Below are 19,905 nucleotides of genomic sequence, written 5' to 3'. Positions count from 1 at the left end.
CGCTCAGACAGCCTTCAAATCCTGCTCATCTGCGTCCCGGTTTGTGACCAGCAAAGCATACAGCCCCAGATAAAACCACAGTGATACCCTGGCAGAATCAAGTGGCGTGCCGAATAAACCAATAACGGCAAATCCACATACACCCGCCACCATCGCAGGGTAGTAGCGGTTATTACCCTGGCGACCACGTAAGGCCGCAACGAACATCAATACCAGTAACGTCACACCCGCCACACCCAGTTCATAATACCAATGCAAATAGGTATTTTTGATATGCCAGGGCAAGTGCGCAAAATCATTATAAAAATACCAATGGTCGCTGCCCTTTGAAAAATCGCTGTTGTGCAGAAGGGCCTTACCGTTCTGCCATAGCTGTAAAGAATGCACTTCCACCAACGCGCCAGCCGTGTAGTTTTTAATATGGAAAAAATGCGGCCAATGAACTGGCAAAGTCTGATTAGCCCAACCATCGAGGGGTATAGTCAAACTGAGCTCTTCGGCGAATGCCGACTGAGGCGCATCAAAAAAAGTACCGCTGCATTTTCTTTGTGTATTGCTGGCAAAGATCACATTGCGCTCACACAAGTAAACACCCAACCTCGCTTGTGCAGGATTGGTCACCCTGGCCGTTACCTTGAGCGGAGCACCGCCTTGTACACTGACTCTTTGCCCTACGGCCATATCTTCACTGCCACCCAACAGCAAAGTTTCACCCTGTGCATCCTGGCGAATATCAAAGCTGCCGGTGTGGCTTATCGAATCAGGATGTGCCAATAAGTAATTGCGGGGAAAACTGCCAACACCATTGCCGAATAAAAGACTCAACACATCAGTATTGCCACTTTGTATTACGCTTTGCCAGTGATCGAATCGGGTTTGCAGATCGGCCTGCACAGCTTCCAGGCGATTACCAATCTGATAGCCCCCGGCCATTTGCCGGGTTAATACCAGGGCAGGTACCAGCATTATCAGTACCCAGGCCAGTTGAGATGTTCGCAATGGCTTTAATCTGCTGGCCAATAACAGTAGAGCGAATGGCATGAGCACAGCAGCCAAAATCAGTAGCCCTATACTAAGTTGGTCCACGACAATCCACTTATGCGAGAAGTGATTGATAGCCAACTGATAAATGGCAAAACCTATTCCAATGGCCAATAACACGTTCTGCACCGCGCTATTTAATGTCTTTATTTTTAAGACCAGAACAGCTCCAAGTAAAGTTCCGACGACAATTACACCACCAATACTGCCGGTTAGTTTCAGCGCCAAAGCGCAAAGCGCAACGAACAAAAGCAGGGGTAAAAGCCAGTCGCGCACCGATATAGCGGATTGCTTTTTCCGGGCATACAGATGCATTAGCAGGAAAATAAAAACGGCGGTAAGCACTGCCACATAGGTGGTGCGGGTAAAGCCGACAAAGGTGACATATAGCAAAGCCAGCAACGCCATGCCACTAAGCGCTTTAAGCCATTGCTTTTCCTGTATCAATCCAGCCAGTGCGAATGGCAGCAGTAAAACTATCACACCATCAATGACTTCCCCTCCTGTATGCATTTCACTGAAAAGCCCGGTGGTACGATAGGAAGAACTGGCATCAAGTAGGCTGTTTAAAAAACCATATCCCAGGCCTTGCTCGGCCAATACGGCCAACACCCCGCGTTCCCACAGCACAGTAACAAGCAATAACAGGGCAGCCGAGGTGGTGCCCAGAACAAGCCAATGCACAAATGCCTTCTTGTCTTTTAGTCCCCAAAACAACATGGGCAGTAACATCAGCGCCCAAATAGCGGTTTTTGCCAGCTTGGCCGCATAAGCATCCTGATAATAAGGGTTATGCCAAATAGGCTCGACCAGGTACTGCATTAACAACCAAACCTTGCCTGAGACTGCCAACATCATGATCAACAATACCAGCAAGCCCATCTTCCGATACCCTATGCCTGGCCATGCCACCTTGCCGGACAGAAAACCAGCGGCGATAGTCAACCACAATAAAAAATCCCATTCGTTAATGATAAAGCGGCCACTGCTTTGGGTTAAATCCACCCCGACACAAAACAAAGGCACAGCAATCAGCCAACTCATGGGGAACAAAAACATCAGCAGCAAATAAACAAGCGCACAGCCAATCAGCACTGATTGAAAGACAGGGAAACCCGAGATGCCGTAAAAAGCGAGGATTAAAAACAGCAGACCGGTGGCTCTTGTCATCCACTCGGCGATGCCCCACGAGCCAAATTGTGGGATTCTCATTCTCCCTATCTCCCTGTAAGCTATTGACTAATATGAATTACATTTGAGCTTATGCGTATCTCTACACTTTGCATAGTGTCGCTTCTTTCCTGGTTGATTGCTATCTCCATTGCCCTTGTCACAAATAGGTTGGGACTGGCTCAACTGCCTATCTCCGGGGCATTCACCGCGCCAATAATGCAACGAGAGTCGCTAAGATTAAGTCCCTTGTATCCACGGTTAATGGCCCCGGTCAGACTCGGCTCAGAGATGTCGACCTACCTAGCTAGCATGGATACTTCTGCACAGCGCTTATGTGCTTCGCAAAACTTCAACAACCAGCTGGCTTGCCTTGCCTTAACGCCAAACCGCCAGGTTGCCGATAGGGTCAAATCCCTTGCCGAAGCATCTGCCTCCGTCCCTTGCACAGCGGCAGGCAATCGCAATCAGGACTGGCGTCTGGCTTTGGCTCTGGATCAGCTCAGATATGTTGCTCCGGAATTGGATTACCAGTTACTGGAAGCAAAGTTAAGCGCTTCTCTTGAACAATGCCTGTCAGTGCTGGATGACGGTAATGCCTCGCTGTGGCACGGCAGATTCTCATTAGGGGCAGAAGCCTTTATTGTGGCTGCCAGCCTGTATTCTGAGGGAGAGTTATTAGAGCGCGCTTTCTACCATTTTAAGCAAAGCGTTATGGCGTTGAGCCTCACCGAAGGCTGGCCCGGTGGGTATAACTACTGGATCCAAAATCGCGGCTTGACCTTCTTTCTGGCTTTGCAGGCCTACCTCACCAGTGGTCAAGATAGTGGCCTGAAAAATGAACTGCTTAATCTGGCCAGACGCAATACGTTGTGGCATATCTATATGACCCGTCCCGACGGCCAGATCCAGGCAACTGGCGATGAGGGCAGCAGGGTCGATCTGAAAGACGAAAGCAAAAAGGTTATCGACCTACTGGCCAAACTGACCAAAGCGCCCGAAGCTATTGCCTTTGCTGGCTATATCCAGCATCGCCACGGCCGTGCCAGCTACCACCGCACAAACCATTGGTTAATTCCCTTTGTTTATGACCCCAAACTTGACTACCAGGTCAACGCAGATCAAGGTCTGGCGGTATTTGATGGTTGGTTACCCAATCAGGCCATCTTTGGTCGTAATTATTTAAACCAAATAGTGCTGCGCACCGGCTGGAGAGCGGACGACAGCTATGTACTGATCAACGGCGGCCAGCAATTCAGTCATCACCAGCATGCCGACGCAGGGCATTTCATTTACTTTGCCCAGGGTAAGCCCGTGGCGGTAGATGGAGCAGTGTACGGCAGCATCTTAGCTGATTTTCGTCTGTATTACGGAATTCGCAGTAATGCCAAGAATCTGCTGAATCTGTCGGTCGCCGACACTAACTATCAGCCGACCCATATCTTTAAAAAACGTCAGGAAGACGGCTCCCAGCATATGTCTATGCCCCATGGCAGCGCTATTCGTTCGGTCGAACATTGGCTGCAGGAAAATGCTCAGAACCGTACCTACATCAGGTCAGAGCTATTGGCCTATCAACCGGGGCCACAAAGCCATATCAGTCTGGACTTAACCCCAGCCTATTTGCGCAATGCTCAACCCGGGTTGGTTAGCCGCCGCTTTACCTTTGCCAAAGACGGCAGCCTGGCAGTGACAGACAGTGTCCAACAGCTTGACGTCACACTATTCAGTCACCTGAATCTGCCGGATTTACCTCAATGGCGCTGCATAGATGCAACGCCACAACAAAGCATCAGATTAACGCCACAAATGCAGCTGACTGTCAGTATGCAAGGGCTGCCAGCCTGTCAGTCACCGTTCAGCTTACAATTCACTCAACAGCTTGAACAGCCGTTACGCCAACAACCTAAGCTGGCCAAAGGTAAAGCCTGGTCGGACGGACCTTTTCAGGTACTGGGCGGCGCAGTCAAAACCGACCACGGCAAGGCGTCAATCACCTGGACCTTTCAGCCGGTAACCGACTGAACAAAATCGGCAGTGATTCGTTCAACCTGCTGCTTCCAGGATCGGCTGGAAAAAGTGTGATCCGCGTCTTTGATGGCATGAATCACGGCCTTATTTTTTAACGCCTTTTTCCATTGTTTGTGATTGAATGCAACCTGCTCAAACTCCCTGGCAGTCAGGTCATTACCACTTAAAATCAGGCAAATAGGGGCAGAGCCTTGCTGTATGCCATTGAGCATACGCATCTGATAACTGTCACTGGTGGTTGAATCCTGTGCGGTTGCATCTTTAGCAAAGCCTTTAGCGTCCTGAACACTGGCTTTAAGGTTTACCCCGCCGCGTAACAGTTTCTTCCAGAACGCCCGGCTCAGCAGTCGCTGCAAATAATAGTGCTTTAGCATAGTTTGCCCCTGAGCAGCCTGACTTTTTAGCCAGGGATTCATCAGCACCAATCCTGCCACCCGGTTGTCCTGATGAGCGTAGATCAAAGCCGCCGATGCAGCATCACACAGCCCCCAAATCACAAACCGATTGAGGCCGCTGGCAGCAGCAAAGGCATCCAGTGCAGCATGAATGTCTTCATCTATCTGGTCGAAGGATTGTTTTTGCCCGTGGCTGTCGCCCATACCTCGGTAATCAATGCGCAAGGAGGCAATTCCTTCGTTCGCCAGCGCGCGGGACAGCTGGATAAACTGGCGGTGGCTGCCAACACGGTACTGGGGACCGCCCACCACAATCAGCACACCGGTATGAAAATTTGCTGGTTTGCCCTGGTGATAAATACCCAGGCATTGTTGTCCCGACACCGGGAAAACCACTGCGGCTTCCTTATTCATAGCGACTGATTATCTCTTTATGTATCTGATACAGCGCGGGCTCTGCATAGATATCTGGACTTTGCCAGAACGTCTGGCCAGCGATGGGAGAAAAACGTACCTGTGGCCAACCTTGCTGAAATTTGCCAAGTGCTGGCGACAGCATTTTTGTCCCCAGCTCCAACCAGTCCAGCGCAGAAAGCGGTGCCAGCTCAGGACTTAATGCCAGGGCTTCAATACTGCTTAACAGGCGCTCGTTGATGGGGTATCCCGCCACTTCGATAGTTTCACCCTGTTGAATCCGCCCCCGCCAGTCAACTTTTTCACCACCGGCCAGTACATGATTAGTGTGTTTAAGGCGCAGCAACTGATTTGACAGGTTTTTGCCACTGGTCAGCGGTTTCCAGACAATCTGAGCTTTGATATTGAAGGCGTTATGCAATGACTGCTGAAAATGCAGTTGTAACAACGCGCCAAATCTAACCCCTAGCAGGATTATCTGGTCAACCCCTTGCTGGCTTAACCAGTGCCCTACATCCAGGGTGTTCTGCAGCCACAGTTCGCTATCCACCTCATCGATTTCACCTTCGCTGTCGCCAGTACCGGCGTAATCCATCATATATACCGCTGTGCCACTGGCAGCAATATGTTGCGCCACTTTAGCCAGCACGGCTCTGGACAGATTCATTTCCTCGAACAGCGGCGGCAGGATCAACACGCCGGTATGGCTGTGCTGTTCACCGAAGCGACTGACAAACACTTTGCCCTGCTGACTTTGTACAAAATGCCCACTAATCAAAATATGTCCCCACAGCTCATGCCAACAATGCCCTTCGCTATCTTAAGCGGCGCACAAGACCGATTAAACCTTCAACCCAACCCGCTTTGTACCAGGTTTGGTGATTGATCCATCTAAGCTCAGAGTTCAACCTCTTATGCCAGTCCATTGCCTTCCCATAAAACTCAATCCGCTTAATACTGGCTGGGGTTTGCTCGGCATAGTATCTGAGCATATCCACTTTTAATTGCAGCGCGGGGGACAACTTGGAAAACGCTTCTTTATAGGTGGTTTTCAGAATAATCAGGGTACCCTGATTGTGTACGCATAGGTCAACGGCGGCCACTTCGTCATTAATCTTGTAAAGCCAAACGACAGCCTGACCTCGTTCGGCCAGTTCACGCATCATCCGGGTATAAAAGATCCCTTGCTGATTGGTTGGGCTGATAGCGGTATTATGCTCGGCCTTCCAACTGGCACTCTCAATTTCGCCATACAGCCTCACGCCTTCCTCAACTTGCTCAGGGCTGGTCCAAGGTTCAATGCTCAGATTTAAATTGTCTTTGCTGGCGCGGTTAACCACCTTGTTATAGTTTTGTCGTAAGTTTTTCCCCAAGGAAGCGAAGTATGCAGGAAAATCTGCAGGTACATCCAGGGCGCCTGTTTCTATATATGGCATGGCTTTTAAGTTAGCCGCAGGAGACAAGATAACATTGTCCACCTGCAACAGATCAATTTGCAAAACCACCCCAGGTAACGCCTTAGCAATAGCCCTGAGGCTAATATCATCAATCACACCATCTTCACTAAGGTACAGGCAAACTGGCTCCTGCGATGGCATAAAGCTGGACCAACGGGCAAAACCCACTTTTTGCATAAATGCCATCAAGACGACTTTTCCAGCCCGTTGTCCTACCACCAGCCTGACCGAATCATCAGCAAAGCTAGCCAGCAGCGCAGCAATAAATACATCAGACAAAATCGGCAGTACGTGCTTTGCGGCTAGCGCGTTCCAATTCTGTTTATAGTCTTGAAACTCTGAGCAGCTATGTATCGATATGTCGACCTTCATTGGCCATTAAAAGCACGTGCGATCATGCTTATCTCCTGTTGGTTGAGATACTGGTGGCAAGGTATCTGAATAAGGTGGGTGCGGTAATGCTGACTCACCTGGCAATCAGACTCGGCCACCTCTTCCCATCTGAGGATCTGAATACCTTGCTTTCTTATGGTCTCGAAGCTGGATGCATCGTAGAGTAAAAACGGCAGCACATACGGAATGGCATCGGAAAGTTCAGGGTAGAGAGGGCGGCCAAGCCCCGAATCACGCAACGCCTCAAGTAGCTTTACATAGTTAAGGCGTCTTTTCTTTGATACCCAGTCTAAATTACAGTGAGTCACCAACAGCTTGGTAGAATTGAACCCGGATTGCGTCAATTCGTTTTCGTCGAAATAGCGCAATGTGCCACAAGCTTCCGTTGTTGTTGTCGCCGCGTTTACATCGCGCTTTACCCGGAACCTGTTTAACTTTTCAGTGATGCCAAGTAAATACAGCCAGGCCTTTAATTCTTCTATGCCGCTGCGGGGCGCAAATCGACATGCTGGTAATTGGCGCATCTTCAGCAAACCACCATCAATGGAAGGCAGGATCTTGTTTACACTGCAAATCCGCGCAGCCACTGCTGGGTGTAAATCTTTATGGCTAAAAAATGCCGGCAAGCCATGAGCATAGTCTTCAATGACCTGGATACCTGCCGACGCTAACTGCTCGAGTATCACGCCATCAGGTTTTCTGCAGCCGAAAAAGTTGACGACAACGCAATGGGTTGCTCCCTCTTTCAGCAAATTTCCAAGGGTTGTGGCACAAACAGACAAATCTTTTTCCAGAGGATAAAACACTATGTCGTAGCCAGCCCATATGAAAGGTTCAACCAAAGCGGGGCAATGATAAGCAGGAACCAGCACCTTGTTCCTGTCGGGTCGTTTTAGCGCTGTTGCCGCAAATCCCAAAGCGCTTCGGCCATGCTTTGTCAGTAATAAATCATCACCCAGTTTCTGACGGCGGAAAAAGCTAAACCCAGCGCTTGAAAAGCCCGGTACTGCTTTTATTGATGCACTGGGAAACTGACTGGCATTGGCGAGCGGTGCCGGAAATACTATTGGTGCATGTATCTGTTTATGCATTAGCCGCCCCTGACCAGTCGAGTTTGGAACATAACCGACTGTCTGTCCCAAGGAGTGAATCTCGGTAGCATATGGAAATCGGTATTCCCAGTGGCCTTACCCCAGTTGGTAATCACCGCAGTCTTAAATCCGGCCTGTTTAGCCAAGCTTACCGTGGTCTCGTCCAGATCCTGCTGCCATACCCCATTAGGATACGCAAAATGCTCCACCGGCTTGTCGAGCCAGGATTCCAGTTGCTGTTTACTGGTTTCAATTTCCCATTGCTGGGTTGGTTCGTCATGCACTTTTAAAATGGGATGGTTTACTGTATGCGCGCCGATGGTGATTCCCAACTGCGCCAATTCTCTGACCTCGGCTGGCGTCATCATTAAAGGGGCTTGCTCATTGGCAAGGTTCTGCTGATACCACTGCGATACTTTGCCTAAACGCGATTGCATATCCAGATGTTTCAACTGCTTAAGGCGCTTGTATGCCTCAGCTCGGCGCTGCTCCATATCTGCCAGTACCACCTTGTCTTCATCCAATAACAGCGAGTCCCGGTTTGGGTCGGCAAACAAATGCATTACTCTGTCATTCCACATGTTGACACCGTCACTAAAGGCGGTGGCAATATAAACCGTGGCGGGAATGTTGTATTTGGCCAGAATGGGTTGAGCCAATGTCAGGTTATTCAGATAACCATCGTCGAACGTCACGCATACGGCATTGGCGGGCAGGTTATCCTGCGCCAATCCTTTAATAGCCTGATCCAGCGACAATGGTGTGAAATATTTAGCCAGCAAGGCCATTTGCCAGTCAAACACTTGCACAGTTGGCTCATTGGGCCGCATAGGATCAAATTCGGCCAACACTTGGTGATAAATCAGAATACTCAGCTTGCCTCTGTTCAGCAGCCTTCCTGCCAGAGATAATCCCCAATGCAACATAATTAAAGACCCCGGCTCTGCAGCCACAACTCCAGAACCACGAGGATCCAGATCAGTTCACCATAGTAATTGGCATGACCAGAGTCATATACTTGCAGCGCCTGTTCAATAAAGCTTGGTTGGAAGATATTGCGCTTCTTCAGCCCGGCCAGAGCACTATTGGTTAGTTCCCTTAGGACGGGCTGTTCCTTCATCCAAACCCCGAAGGGTAAGCCGAAGCCGTGTTTAGACTTTTCCAGTGTCTCGTCAGCTAAAAAGCCGCGAAAGCTTTCTTTATAAAAGTGCCTTAACTTGTCTCCAGGCAGCTTTATCTCAGCAGGTACCGTACAACTGAAATCCACCACTTCTTTTTCAAACAAGGGATAGCGAACTTCGACTCCGGCCTTTTGGCACATGCGTGATACCTTAACCAGATCGTTGTCGGCCAGGGTGAACTTCCAATCCAGGTACATCATGCGCTCTACCGGATGGTCAGCCTGACATTGTTGATAGCGCTGCCGTTTGGCTTGTTTTGGCAGCTCGACGTCTACAGTGTTGAGAAACTCGCCACTGAAAATGCTCTCCAGGTTGAAGCGGTTAAGGAAATTGTAGGTATCCAAGCGGTCAGGTAAAGGGATACTGGCCTGCTGCACATAACTCAGACCTTTCTTGAAACCAGGCAGTTTACCAAGCGGACTGTTCAGCAGTACTTCCAGCATACTTCTCAATGGTGATGGTACATAGTCATAACGTTCAAACACTTTCTGCTTTGCATAACGCTCGTTACCACCGAAGATCTCATCACCGCCGTCCCCTGCCAGCATCACATCAAAGCCGTTTTCTTTGGCTATCTTGGCGCAAACATAGGCCGCCATTGCTGAGGAGTTACCGAATGGCTGATCAAAATAGCCAGCCACCTCAACAAAGTTGTCGACGATTTCCTGCGGCTGTAAATAGTGCACATAATGCTGCGTTGAGAACCGCTTAGCAGTAATTTGCGCATAGTGGGTTTCATCATACCCTTTAGCATCAAAACCAATAGAAAAGGTTGGGGCGTTGGGCTGATACTTGGCAAACATGCCCGCCACGGTTGAACTGTCCAGACCACCACTTAAAAATGCCGCTGACTTAGGTGCAATATTGCGCCTTACTGCGTCGTCAATCACCTGCTTACATTGGGCTTTTAATTCTGATTCACTGGCCTGACTATAACGATACGCCGGACTGTAGCAGTTTTTCTCTGCAACCTTACCTTGTGAGTCGATCAACAATTCTGCGCCGGGATTGATTCTGCTTACTTGTGTAAACAAAGTACGGGGGGAAGGAATACAGTGAAAAAAGCAATAATCAAACAAGGCCTGATGACTCAGTTGGCCCTGTTGCTGACCCCACCTGGGCTCCAACAACTTTAGAGAATCACTAATCACGCATTCTCCATGGTGCTGCATTAAATACAGCGGAACACTGCCGACATGATCACTAATCAGGCGGATATGCCCCTGCTTTTTGTCCAGCACTATCAGGGCAAAAAAGCCAGCCAGTTGCGAGTAATAATCGGCGTTATTCAGACAGCCAGGCAACCAAGATAAATCCGTTGCATAGTCCTGGCCATAGGAGCGAACTCTGCCTAATACGCAAATTTGCATACCCTCGCTTTCCAGCACTGTCTGCGCATGCTCAGTTACAATACTGACCATGCTAATTGAACCCGACAGGCCATCCTCCCAATGCAATGTATGGGGGGCATTAAGTGGTTTTTGGGGTTGCGTATGCGGCTGCACTTGCGTCATATCTGTTTATTCTCCCTGCCTGGCTGCAAGTAATGCTATTGCTGGACAATGTTATCCAACAGTTGGGTGAATGTCTTGGCCTGGTGTTGGCGCGAAAACTGTTCGATGTTGGCATCACTTAGATACGTAAAACGACTTTCCTGCAGCCCGACTATAAAATCACGCAACGCCTGCTTTATGGCGTGCTTATCGTCAAGAGGAGCCACCAGTGCCACGCCGGATTCTAATATGACTTTGGCCGTGTCGCCGCAGGGATCGGTCAATGCCAACACAGGTCGTTTGGCACGAATATACTCATAAGCCTTGGCTGGCGTTTGATAGTTGCAATTGCTGGCTTGCATTAACAACAAGGCGTCCACTTGCAACATTTCCTGCAATGCAGACAGGTAGTCGATACCCGGCGCCAACTCAACCAGATCCTCAATATCATATTCTTTCAACATTGGTGCAAACAGCGGGTCGTGCCCGGTTGCACGCAAAACCAGCCGCAATTGTGCTGCTAATCGCGGCTCTTCATGCTTGAGTTCAGATAAAGCCTGGAACAGGGGGCGGGGATCGCGCTCTTCAGGGTAAATGGTGCCGCTATGCAACAATGTCACTCGGCCAGATATGTGCGTATCGCTTTGCGGCTCGGGTACTGCTTCAAACATTTTACTGTCGAAACCATTAGGAATAAGTTGCCAACGCCTATCTTCAACATCTGGAAACCTTTGCCGGTAAAGGTCGACGGCACCAGGACTGGTAAAAATAATGTGCTTGCAATGTTTAACGGCTTTTTTTTCAATCCAGGCAAAGGCGCGTCGAATAGCCGGCTGGCTGGGGTACCCATCTTGCAGCATAGGGTCGCGAAAATCCGCTACCCAGGGCACGCCAGTCAGCTTGTGCAGGAAATAGCCTATAAAATGTGCCGACGCAATAGGATAGGTCGAAACAATCACATCCGGTCGCAGACGCCAGATTTGCTTTAATCCGGCCCATACCCCGCCGAATATCCAGCTTTGCCAACGATCAGGTACCGCCATACTGGCGAGATACCGGCCTTTAAATGAAAAATGCCGGGCCGTGTCTCTGGCGAATGCTCTGACCACAGATACATTGTCCGGAATAAATTTCAGTTGGGTTTCATTTTGCTGCTCATACGCTTGGTTATCCACCGTCAGCACCCGGACATGCCAATCTTGTTCAGCCAGATGACGACTAAATGCCAGGGTCCGATGAACACCACTGCTGGTTTGAATTGGTGGAAAATGAAAAGCAATATACAGGACGCGCTTAGACACCAAATAAAATCCCCATTCCAAGAGGCCTCTATTTAAGCTTTATTAATATTTCTATTCAACTTGTTATCCATAAAATATTGTTAGTACATCGACTATTTACCCTAATCGATGCGATATGCTTAGTGAAGTTGCTGGTTAATCCCCCTATAATGTCCAAAACTAAAGGTATAATTATTGGAACCTATGTCTTTATTCAGATTTCTAATTCTCAACCTTACCTTACTTAGCTGCTTTCAGGTGTTTGCCGCAGCGGACCGCAATAATCAAAGTTGTGGCATAGAACCTGGTAAGCCGCTCAGTAATGCTTATGGCCCCTGGGATTTCACTAACCCGGCGCATCAGGACAGGTTGCCCATTGTGTTGGGGGCCCACTTTACAACATCTGTTGAAAACCATATTGCAGGTAGCAGAAACACCATTATCGGAGATCTGGACTACACGCTTAGAGCCATTCCTAATTATCATCGGGCACTGGCGTCTATGGCGAAATATCAGCGCCAGAAGAAGATGAATTTTAAGGTCATGGATATCTACTACACTGCCGACTGCTACTTCAAGCGGGCGATTTATATGCAGCCAAGGGACGCTGTTAGCCTGATGCTTTATGCCAGCCATTTACAACTGACATCCCGCCTCGACGAAGCAGAAAAATACTATATACAAGCCCTTGAATTGCAACCAGATAACCCTGAAATCCATTACAACCTGGGGCTGCTTTACGTGAAGTCCGGGCAACTGGACAAAGCATCCGAACATGCCGACATTGCGTATAAAAATCACTACCCATTGCAGGGATTACGTAACCTGCTTGAACAAAAAGCAGGCAATAATAGTGGTGTAAAGGAGGACTAGGCGGACCCAGATAGCAGAATGAATCTTTTGTGAATATGCAGTTTTGCGGGGTCCATACTCGTAACCCTGTGTTCTAAACTTTTAAAGTTGAACAGTACCCCGAGAAATTATCATGTTTAAGCGAGTTCAATTTCCTGTTGCCGGATTATTATGTTGTTTACCCCTTGTTGTTCCCAGTGAGGTATATGCCGACTGGCAGAAATTGACAACGACCAATCAATTTAATGATGTGGCGTTTACCAAGCAGGCCCATGACAATATGGTGGCCACGACCAATAGTGCAAATTTCTGGGGCGTTGTCGGGCCCACGGCAGTATTTGACGCCTGGAACAGCAGTGTGTTCGATAAACACAGTAACACCATGTATTTCTTCGGCGGTGGTCACTCAGACTATGGTGGCAACGAAGTTTACCAATTGGATTTGAATGAAAATGTCTGGACCCGACTCACCGATCCAGCCCCACTGATAGTAGCGGAACCACATAGTGAACTGCCAGCGTACACCGTGCATATTCCTGCATCTACTCCGCTGTCTCCTCACACTTACGACGGTATTTTGTGGAACCCAGTCACCAATAGCATCTGGATGGCGAGCAGTGCCGGTTATGGTGGTGTGAATTTACCTTCTCATGCACCACATGAAAACACCGTTTGGGAATTTTCTCCACAATCCAGACAGTGGACTAAATATGTCAGTGAACATACGTTCCATTACCCTAAATCAGCCGTGCGTGCCAATGGCGATATGCTGTTTATTTCCGGCAGCGCTCACAATGCACTGCTAGTAAAACCTGACGGCACGCAGAAAAGCCTTGGACCGATAAGAGATTTAGGCGGAACATCCGTAGTTTCCACACTGTTTGTCAATCCGGAAACGAATGAATTTTATAGCTCAAATGATAAGGGCATCTACAAACTGGACGTACGGGCTAATTCGGTAGCGGCAGAGCAGTTAGTCGCTTATCCCTCGCTTGAAGAACTGAATTACTCCATGGATTTAAGACAGGCCGCCTTTAATTATCGTCCTGTCGATAAAAAATTCTATATCTGGAACGGTGGCCCCGAGCTTATTACCTGGGATCCCAGCACCAATCAGTTTGAAGTTATCTGGAATGAGAACCAGCCTCAAACCCCAAGCCACAGCGGAAAAGGAGCAGGTAAGGTATTCGATAAGTTTATCTATCAGGCGCAGCAGGACATTTTTCTGGGTTTGCAGAACGCCGGCAGCGGTTTAGGCAGTGATGGAGTTTGGGTTTGGACACCGACCCCTAACCCTGCAGATATCAACAAGCTGCAAGCTGGTGAGTTGGTGATGGACGGAGTGACGGCCACATCAGCATCTTTACTATTACCGGTGTTGGGTGGCGATAAAAACTTCAATGCTACTGCGTCACTATGGTTGAAGCAGGCAGACGCAGATCAATGGCAACGGAGCATTGATTTATTTCGTATTCGCCCTGAACTGGCCAGAAACACCAAAAACAGCACAGGCCTTTCACCTTCGTCTTTTGCTGGCATTGTGACTGGTTTACAACCTAGCACTGAATACGACTTTAAAGTGATTCTGCATGACCCGGATGGTTTGCAAGCGGAACAAAGCATCAGTGCCAGCACGGCGCTTTCCGCCGATATAGACCTGCCGCCAACCGGCAGAGTCATTACTGTATCCAACACCGCAACGTTGCTACAGGCCATCAGAAACGTGCAACCAGGCGATACCATTGAGCTGACGCCAGGCACCTATTCTACCACTCTGACAATAAGCGCCAGCGGCACGGCTAGCAAGCCAATCACCTTAAAAGGTAGCGTGGCGCAACTGGCCACCGTGATGTCCAACGGTTCCGGACCTTTGCTAACCATTACAGGTAACCATATCCGGGTGCGGGATCTGTCCTTAACCCATGGCGGTACCGGCGTGGTCATTAGCGGCAATACCGACGATGTGCAGATTAAAGGTTTGCATATCTCAGCGGTCTATTCTGGTATCAGTGCCAAAGGCGGCCATACTAACCTGGTGATTCACAACAATCTGCTTGAGGGACAAGCTGAGCCCGGCGATACCAGCAGCGATACCTGGAATTATGAAGGCATTGTGGTGACCGGGCAAAATATCGAAGTCTCTAATAATACCCTGTCAGGCTTTGGCGATGCCCTGGGCATGAGCTGGCAAACCAGTATTGCCAATAAGAGTATCAATATTCATCACAATCAGGTGCTGTGGACCGGTGACGATGGCGTTGAGTTCGATTTTTCCCTGCGCAATGTATCGGCGCACCATAACCTGCTGGCGAACCTGGCCAATGGCCTGAGCTTCCAACCTGTATGGGGGGGGCCGGTTTATGCTCATCACAACATGGTAGTTAACGCTGGCCGTGGCCCACTTAAAATCAAGCCAGAGCAGGATAGCCCCAATGGCATGCTGATCTATCACAATACCTTTATTCGTAGTGATTCAGATATCACCTATGGCGGCGATTACGCCTGGGTTAACGACAGTGGCTATATTCGCCAGTTAGATATCAGAAATAACCTGTTCGTCAACAGTGGTAATGGTGCAACCGTGTTGCGTAACAGCTCACGCCACTCGTTGACACAGATGGACTACAACGGTTGGACCACAGATGGAAAGTTCGAGTTTAATCTGGCGGCTTACGCCTGGGGGGTTAATGCCGCCAGCTTCAATGAGTGGAAAAGTTCACCGCTGGGCAATCACGACGTACTGATAGACAACGATACCTTATTTGCAAACTATGATGCCCAGTTGGACGAGCTTAGATTCTCAGATATCCGCAGTCTTGAGGGTATTAGCCTGACGTTACACGGCGATTCTGCTGCAAGTGGTGCGGGGGTTATCATTCCGGGTATTTCTGCTGGCACCACCACAACAAATATCGGTGCACTGGAACCAGGCCAAACGATGCCATTAACGGGTTCCAATCTTGCGCAAACCACCTTTTCCGGTTTATACGCCGCCCCCGACTATGTACAGATGGAAATCAATACATCACGAATCTTTTTCCCTTTAGGCAACGATGTCACACCTGAAGACCAGGACATCCAAACAAGGATTGTTGGCACAGCGTCGTCTGCTCTGGGCAGTTTACAGTTACTCAGTGATAACAGCATGAGATTTACGCCTGTTACTGATGCCATGGGGTCTGCGGAGTTTAAATACGAGTTGCGCAGTGGTGATGATATTTCTGCGGCCAGTATCTACGTGCAGGTCGTACCCAGCAATAATCCGCCTAAAGCCAATTCCGATCAGGTTGAGGCTCAGGAAGGCGAAACCACCGTTATCAGCGTCTACGAGCTGCTGGTTAACGATACTGACCCGGACAATGACGACCTGACAGTTGTCTCAATATCCTCGGCCACGGCTGGCAATGCCCTGCTGGCAGACAATGCTATACAATACACGCCACAAGACAGTTCAGCGCTTAGAGACAGCTTTACCTATATGATTGAAGACAGCAAAGGGGCGACATCCTCTGCCACGGTCACGGTGAATATCATTTCTGGTGGTACTTTGGTGGGTACCAGTCAGCGAGACTATTTCGATTTGGCAGGTCGCGATGAATCCTATGTGATTCTGGGTAAAGGCGGTCCGGATGTGATTATAGGCTCGTCGGGCAATGACATTATTGAAGGTGGCGACCACGAAGACCATATGTGGGGCGGCCCTGGTGACGATACTTTTATTTACCACGGGCAGGACAGCAGAAATGACTGGATCCACGGTGATGACGGATTCGATGTGGTGTTGGGTGATGAAGAGGACAATCTGATCCCTATCTATGAAATTACCGGTATTGAAAAGATAGATGGCGGCGATGGCTTTGATGAGATCCGCGGCACCAATTATCGTCAAATCTGGGATTTTTCCAATGTTGAGCTGGTAAGCATCGAGCTTATCAACGGTGACCGACACGGCGATGTGATTATCGGTAGTCGTGGTAATGACACGCTAAAAGGCGGCCACGGCGATGACAACCTTAATGGTGGCCCCGGCACTGACACAGCAGTGTATGATGGCAAAGCCCAAGACTACAGTATTGAAACCTATGGTGATACTGTTTACGTGACCGCACTGCAAAGTGACGAAGGCAAAGATACCTTATTGCATATCGAGAAGCTTAAATTCGCTGATGTGACGATTTCACTTTAAACACAAAAAGGGGCTATTCAGCCCCTTTTCTTATATCAGTCACTCAGGCCGAAATAGCTGCGGTTATCTGCTGCAATTCCTCGTTACTCATATAGCCATGCATTGGCAAACTGAATATCTGCCCGGCCAGTCTCTCTGCCACCGGAAAATGTTCATCTTCGCCAATTCCGGCCTTAAATACACTTTGTTGGTGCATACAGGTTTGATAATAAATGGCGGTGGGAATACCGGCTTGCTTTAGTCTTTCCATCACGGCTGTTCTGTCTTCGCTGAGCAAACAGTACTGAGCCCAGGAACTGGTGAACTGCGGTGCCACCAAGGGCAGACCAAACTTCCCTTCAGCAGCTCGATGATATGCATCAGCCACCTGATTGCGCCTGGTTAATTCTGCAGGAAACGCTGCCAGTTTTTCCAGCAAAATAGCGGCTTGCAAAGTATCCAGACGGCTGTTTAAACCGATACGTACATTATCATACTTGTGCTGCCCTTTACCGTGTAAACGCAGTGAGCGCAGCAATTCTGCCAAATCATCCCGGTCAGTAAATAGCGCCCCACCATCGCCATAACATCCCAAGGGTTTGGCCGGGAAAAAGCTGGTGGTCGCAACATGACCAAAACTACCGGCACGCTTGCCATCTAAACTACCGCCAAAGCCCTGTGCGCTGTCCTCGATTAACAGCAGTCCAAACTCTTCAGCAATCGCAGATAGCTGGGCGTAATCGGCAGGCTGGCCAAAAAGATCCACGGCAATAATGGCCTTGGGGGTTAACTTTCCGGTTTTGATAGTCGCTGCAATTCTGGCGCGTAAATCGGCAGGACAAATATTGTAAGATTGTGGGTCAACATCGACAAACACTGGCGATGCACCCACTAAAGGCACTACTTCAGCGGTGGCAAAAAATGTAAAAGTCGGACAAAAAACCGCGTCGCCAGGCCCTATACCCAGCGCCATTAAGGCCAGTTGCAACGCATCTGTGCCATTGGCGCAAGTGACACAGTGTTTCACACCAACGTATTCGGCCAACTGGTCCTCTAATTCCGCCACTTCCGGCCCAAGAATATAGTGTCCATGGGCCAACACCTTAGCAATCCGACCATCAATACGTGCCTGCAAATGGCGGTACTGCGCTTGCAAATCGATAAACTGCATCGTTATGCCTCTGTTACTTTAACGACCCGCCCCTGACTAAGACGGTATATGTCACCTGAGCGAGGACATTGCGTTTCAGCGTCGCCGGCCAGTGGCAGGTCCAGCTGTTCACCAAATTCACTCATCCAGCCAATATGCCGGGCCGGCACGCCGACCACCAGGGCATAATCGGGCACATCTTTATTGACCAAAGCGCCGGCACCAACAAAGGCGCATTCACCGATGGTCACGCCACAAACGATAGTACAGTTGGCTCCCAAAGTGGCACCGCGTCTGACCCGGGTGTCCCGGTATTCGGCTTTGCGCTCTATCTGCGATCTGGGGTTATAGACATTAGTGAATACCATGCTGGGACCACAAAACACATCGTCTTCCAGATATACATTGTCATATACCGAGACATTGTTCTGAATCTTGCAGTTATCGCCGATTTCCACCCGATTACCCACAAACACATTTTGCCCCAGGGATACGCCTTTGCCTATTTTGGCTTGGCTACACACATGCACAAAATGCCAAATACGCGACCCTTCACCTATTTGTGCGCCCGCATCAACAATAGCGCTTTCATGAACCTGATAATTTGCCATTATCTACTTCCTGAGGTTGTTTAAGAAGGGATGGTAATCCCCCACTAAACCAAGTGGCACGCTGTCACGAATAGCCGACACTGTTTCAATAGCAACACGATTTTCTTCCAGCCCGAAACCCTTGCCAGCCAGAATTTCCTGGTAGCTGACAGTATGCAAATCGGTAAAGCCATCGGAAAATTCGATTTCCTCGCCATCGGCTTTAATCGCCCGGTAAGTGCGTTGTCCTTTGGCGCGGATGGCTTCCGGGACATCGTTAATATCCACTGACAAAAACCAGCTAACCCTGGCTTTTTCATATTCAAGATAGCCTGAAGCACAGGTTTGGGAATGGTAATGCACCAGATTCTGCTGCAGCTTGCCGAACACAAAATGCAGCATGTCATAAAAATGTACACCGATATTGGTCGCTATACCGCCGGACTTGGCTTCTTCGCCTTTCCACGAATTCAGATACCAGTTGCCGCGCGACGTGATATAGGTTAGCTCAACATCATACTTGTGATCTGTTGCTGAGCGGGCCACTTTTTCTTTCAGGGCAATAATGGCCGGATGCAAGCGCAATTGCAGTATGGTATTAATTTTTTTGCCGGTATCCCGTTCTATTTCCTGCAGCCCGTCGATATTCCAGGGGTTCAGCACCAGGGGTTTTTCGCAAATGGCATCGGCACCACTGCGCAGTGCAAAACGCATATGGGAATCATGCAGGTAGTTTGGCGAGCAAATGCTGACATAATCCACTTTGTTCTGATGATTGCTACGACGCAGCTTATCCACATGGCGATCAAAGCGCTCAAACTCGGTAAAAAAGTTCGCTTCGGGAAAATAACTGTCGATAATGCCAACGGAATCATTCTTATCCAGCGCCGCCACCAGGGCATTTTCCGTGTCCCGAATGGCCTTCATATGTCGCGGAGCGATATAACCAGCAGCACCGATTAGTGCAAAATTTTTCATATTATTAAATCCCTAACTCATTAATACATAGCGTCATCAGTTGTTGGATATGATAGAGCCAAATAGGCCTCAGTGGCTACCGACTTAAGAAATAAGATACACCAGGTATCTAATCTCTGTACTTTGCGTTTATCATTGCTCTTTGCAATCAACACAGTGAACTGACTTTCAGATTACAAACACGATCAGCGACTGCGTTATGTTGTTGTAAAACAGAGGGATGA

At 49.0% G+C, this 19,905-nt stretch carries 14 protein-coding genes; 3 read left to right on the top strand and 11 right to left on the bottom strand.

Annotated features, from left to right (window positions below; genetic code table 11):
• Window positions 1–3: 3 nt before the first annotated feature.
• Window positions 4–2,253 (bottom strand): hypothetical protein, encoded by a 2,250-nt coding sequence (locus CSR04_RS18880; protein ID WP_102797878.1) that lies wholly within the window; start codon window positions 2,251–2,253, stop codon window positions 4–6.
• Window positions 2,254–2,502: 249 nt separating this feature from the next.
• Between CSR04_RS18880 and CSR04_RS18875 the strand changes: the two genes are divergently transcribed.
• Entirely contained in the window at window positions 2,503–4,236 is a 1,734-nt protein-coding gene (locus CSR04_RS18875) for a heparinase II/III family protein (RefSeq protein WP_172449426.1), read from the top strand.
• On the opposite strand, the gene CSR04_RS18870 is transcribed toward CSR04_RS18875, so the two are convergent.
• From CSR04_RS18870 to CSR04_RS18840, 7 genes are all read right to left on the bottom strand, one after another.
• Window positions 4,218–5,051 (bottom strand): hydrolase 1, exosortase A system-associated, encoded by an 834-nt coding sequence (locus CSR04_RS18870; protein ID WP_102797876.1) that lies wholly within the window; start codon window positions 5,049–5,051, stop codon window positions 4,218–4,220. The genes CSR04_RS18875 and CSR04_RS18870 overlap by 19 nt on opposite strands.
• Window positions 5,044–5,829: an alpha/beta hydrolase family protein gene (locus CSR04_RS18865; RefSeq protein ID WP_102797875.1), complete on the bottom strand. Its 786-nt coding sequence runs from the start codon at window positions 5,827–5,829 to the stop codon at window positions 5,044–5,046. The genes CSR04_RS18870 and CSR04_RS18865 overlap by 8 nt, the downstream gene beginning before the upstream one ends.
• Window positions 5,830–5,866: 37 nt before the next feature.
• A complete protein-coding gene (locus CSR04_RS18860) occupies window positions 5,867–6,787 on the bottom strand; it encodes a GNAT family N-acetyltransferase (protein ID WP_172449425.1) in 921 nt (306 codons plus the stop codon).
• A gap of 89 nt (window positions 6,788–6,876) precedes the next feature.
• On the bottom strand, window positions 6,877–7,992 hold the full coding sequence (locus CSR04_RS18855; RefSeq protein ID WP_102797873.1) for a DegT/DnrJ/EryC1/StrS family aminotransferase: 1,116 nt from the start codon (window positions 7,990–7,992) through the stop codon (window positions 6,877–6,879).
• The gene (locus CSR04_RS18850) at window positions 7,992–8,918 is read right to left on the bottom strand and encodes a polysaccharide deacetylase family protein (RefSeq protein WP_102797872.1); all 927 of its coding nucleotides are present in this window, start codon (window positions 8,916–8,918) and stop codon (window positions 7,992–7,994) included. Before CSR04_RS18850 ends, CSR04_RS18855 begins: the two co-directional genes overlap by 1 nt.
• A 2-nt stretch (window positions 8,919–8,920) precedes the next feature.
• Window positions 8,921–10,687 (bottom strand): asparagine synthetase B family protein, encoded by a 1,767-nt coding sequence (locus tag CSR04_RS18845; RefSeq protein WP_245921742.1) that lies wholly within the window; start codon window positions 10,685–10,687, stop codon window positions 8,921–8,923.
• Between the two features lie 35 nt (window positions 10,688–10,722).
• Window positions 10,723–11,967, bottom strand: a complete 1,245-nt coding sequence (locus CSR04_RS18840; RefSeq protein WP_102797920.1) for a glycosyltransferase — start codon at window positions 11,965–11,967, stop codon at window positions 10,723–10,725.
• Between the two features lie 183 nt (window positions 11,968–12,150).
• Here CSR04_RS18840 and CSR04_RS18835 point away from each other — a divergent pair, with 183 nt between their 5' ends.
• A complete protein-coding gene (locus CSR04_RS18835) occupies window positions 12,151–12,819 on the top strand; it encodes a tetratricopeptide repeat protein (RefSeq protein WP_102797871.1) in 669 nt (222 codons plus the stop codon).
• A 112-nt stretch (window positions 12,820–12,931) separates the two neighbouring features.
• A complete protein-coding gene (locus CSR04_RS18830) occupies window positions 12,932–16,984 on the top strand; it encodes an Ig-like domain-containing protein (RefSeq protein WP_102797870.1) in 4,053 nt (1,350 codons plus the stop codon).
• A 43-nt stretch (window positions 16,985–17,027) separates the two neighbouring features.
• Here CSR04_RS18830 and CSR04_RS18825 read toward each other — a convergent pair whose 3' ends face one another.
• The 3 genes from CSR04_RS18825 to CSR04_RS18815 are packed head-to-tail and all read right to left on the bottom strand — an operon-like array spanning window position 17,028 to window position 19,681.
• Window positions 17,028–18,134, bottom strand: a complete 1,107-nt coding sequence (locus tag CSR04_RS18825) for a DegT/DnrJ/EryC1/StrS family aminotransferase (RefSeq protein WP_102797869.1) — start codon at window positions 18,132–18,134, stop codon at window positions 17,028–17,030.
• Window positions 18,135–18,136: 2 nt separating this feature from the next.
• Window positions 18,137–18,724 carry an acyltransferase gene (locus tag CSR04_RS18820; protein WP_102797868.1) on the bottom strand — a complete coding sequence of 196 codons (588 nt, stop codon included), beginning with the start codon at window positions 18,722–18,724 and terminating at the stop codon, window positions 18,137–18,139.
• Between the two features lie 3 nt (window positions 18,725–18,727).
• Window positions 18,728–19,681: a Gfo/Idh/MocA family protein gene (locus CSR04_RS18815; protein ID WP_102797867.1), complete on the bottom strand. Its 954-nt coding sequence runs from the start codon at window positions 19,679–19,681 to the stop codon at window positions 18,728–18,730.
• Window positions 19,682–19,905: the final 224 nt, after the last annotated feature.

Origin of the sequence: Bowmanella denitrificans, from assembly GCF_002887595.1 — a bacterium.
In the GTDB taxonomy this organism is placed as follows: domain Bacteria; phylum Pseudomonadota; class Gammaproteobacteria; order Enterobacterales; family Alteromonadaceae; genus Bowmanella; species Bowmanella denitrificans.
Note: the sequence above shows the minus strand (reverse complement) of the source record. Positions and strands in the feature narration are given on the sequence as shown.

Bases quoted from the DNA above. Each gene is read 5' to 3' on its own strand.
- CSR04_RS18845 (WP_245921742.1), bottom strand. From the start codon at position 10,687: ATGACGCAAGTGCAGCCGCATACGCAACCCCAAAAACCACTTAATGCC.
- CSR04_RS18880 (WP_102797878.1), bottom strand. From the start codon at position 2,253: ATGAGAATCCCACAATTTGGCTCGTGGGGCATCGCCGAGTGGATGACA.
- CSR04_RS18870 (WP_102797876.1), bottom strand. From the start codon at position 5,051: ATGAATAAGGAAGCCGCAGTGGTTTTCCCGGTGTCGGGACAACAATGC.
- CSR04_RS18815 (WP_102797867.1), bottom strand. From the start codon at position 19,681: ATGAAAAATTTTGCACTAATCGGTGCTGCTGGTTATATCGCTCCGCGA.
- CSR04_RS18855 (WP_102797873.1), bottom strand. From the start codon at position 7,992: ATGCATAAACAGATACATGCACCAATAGTATTTCCGGCACCGCTCGCC.
- CSR04_RS18850 (WP_102797872.1), bottom strand. From the start codon at position 8,918: ATGTTGCATTGGGGATTATCTCTGGCAGGAAGGCTGCTGAACAGAGGC.
- CSR04_RS18825 (WP_102797869.1), bottom strand. From the start codon at position 18,134: ATGCAGTTTATCGATTTGCAAGCGCAGTACCGCCATTTGCAGGCACGT.
- CSR04_RS18835 (WP_102797871.1), top strand. From the start codon at position 12,151: ATGTCTTTATTCAGATTTCTAATTCTCAACCTTACCTTACTTAGCTGC.
- CSR04_RS18820 (WP_102797868.1), bottom strand. From the start codon at position 18,724: ATGGCAAATTATCAGGTTCATGAAAGCGCTATTGTTGATGCGGGCGCA.
- CSR04_RS18875 (WP_172449426.1), top strand. From the start codon at position 2,503: ATGTCGACCTACCTAGCTAGCATGGATACTTCTGCACAGCGCTTATGT.
- CSR04_RS18830 (WP_102797870.1), top strand. From the start codon at position 12,932: ATGTTTAAGCGAGTTCAATTTCCTGTTGCCGGATTATTATGTTGTTTA.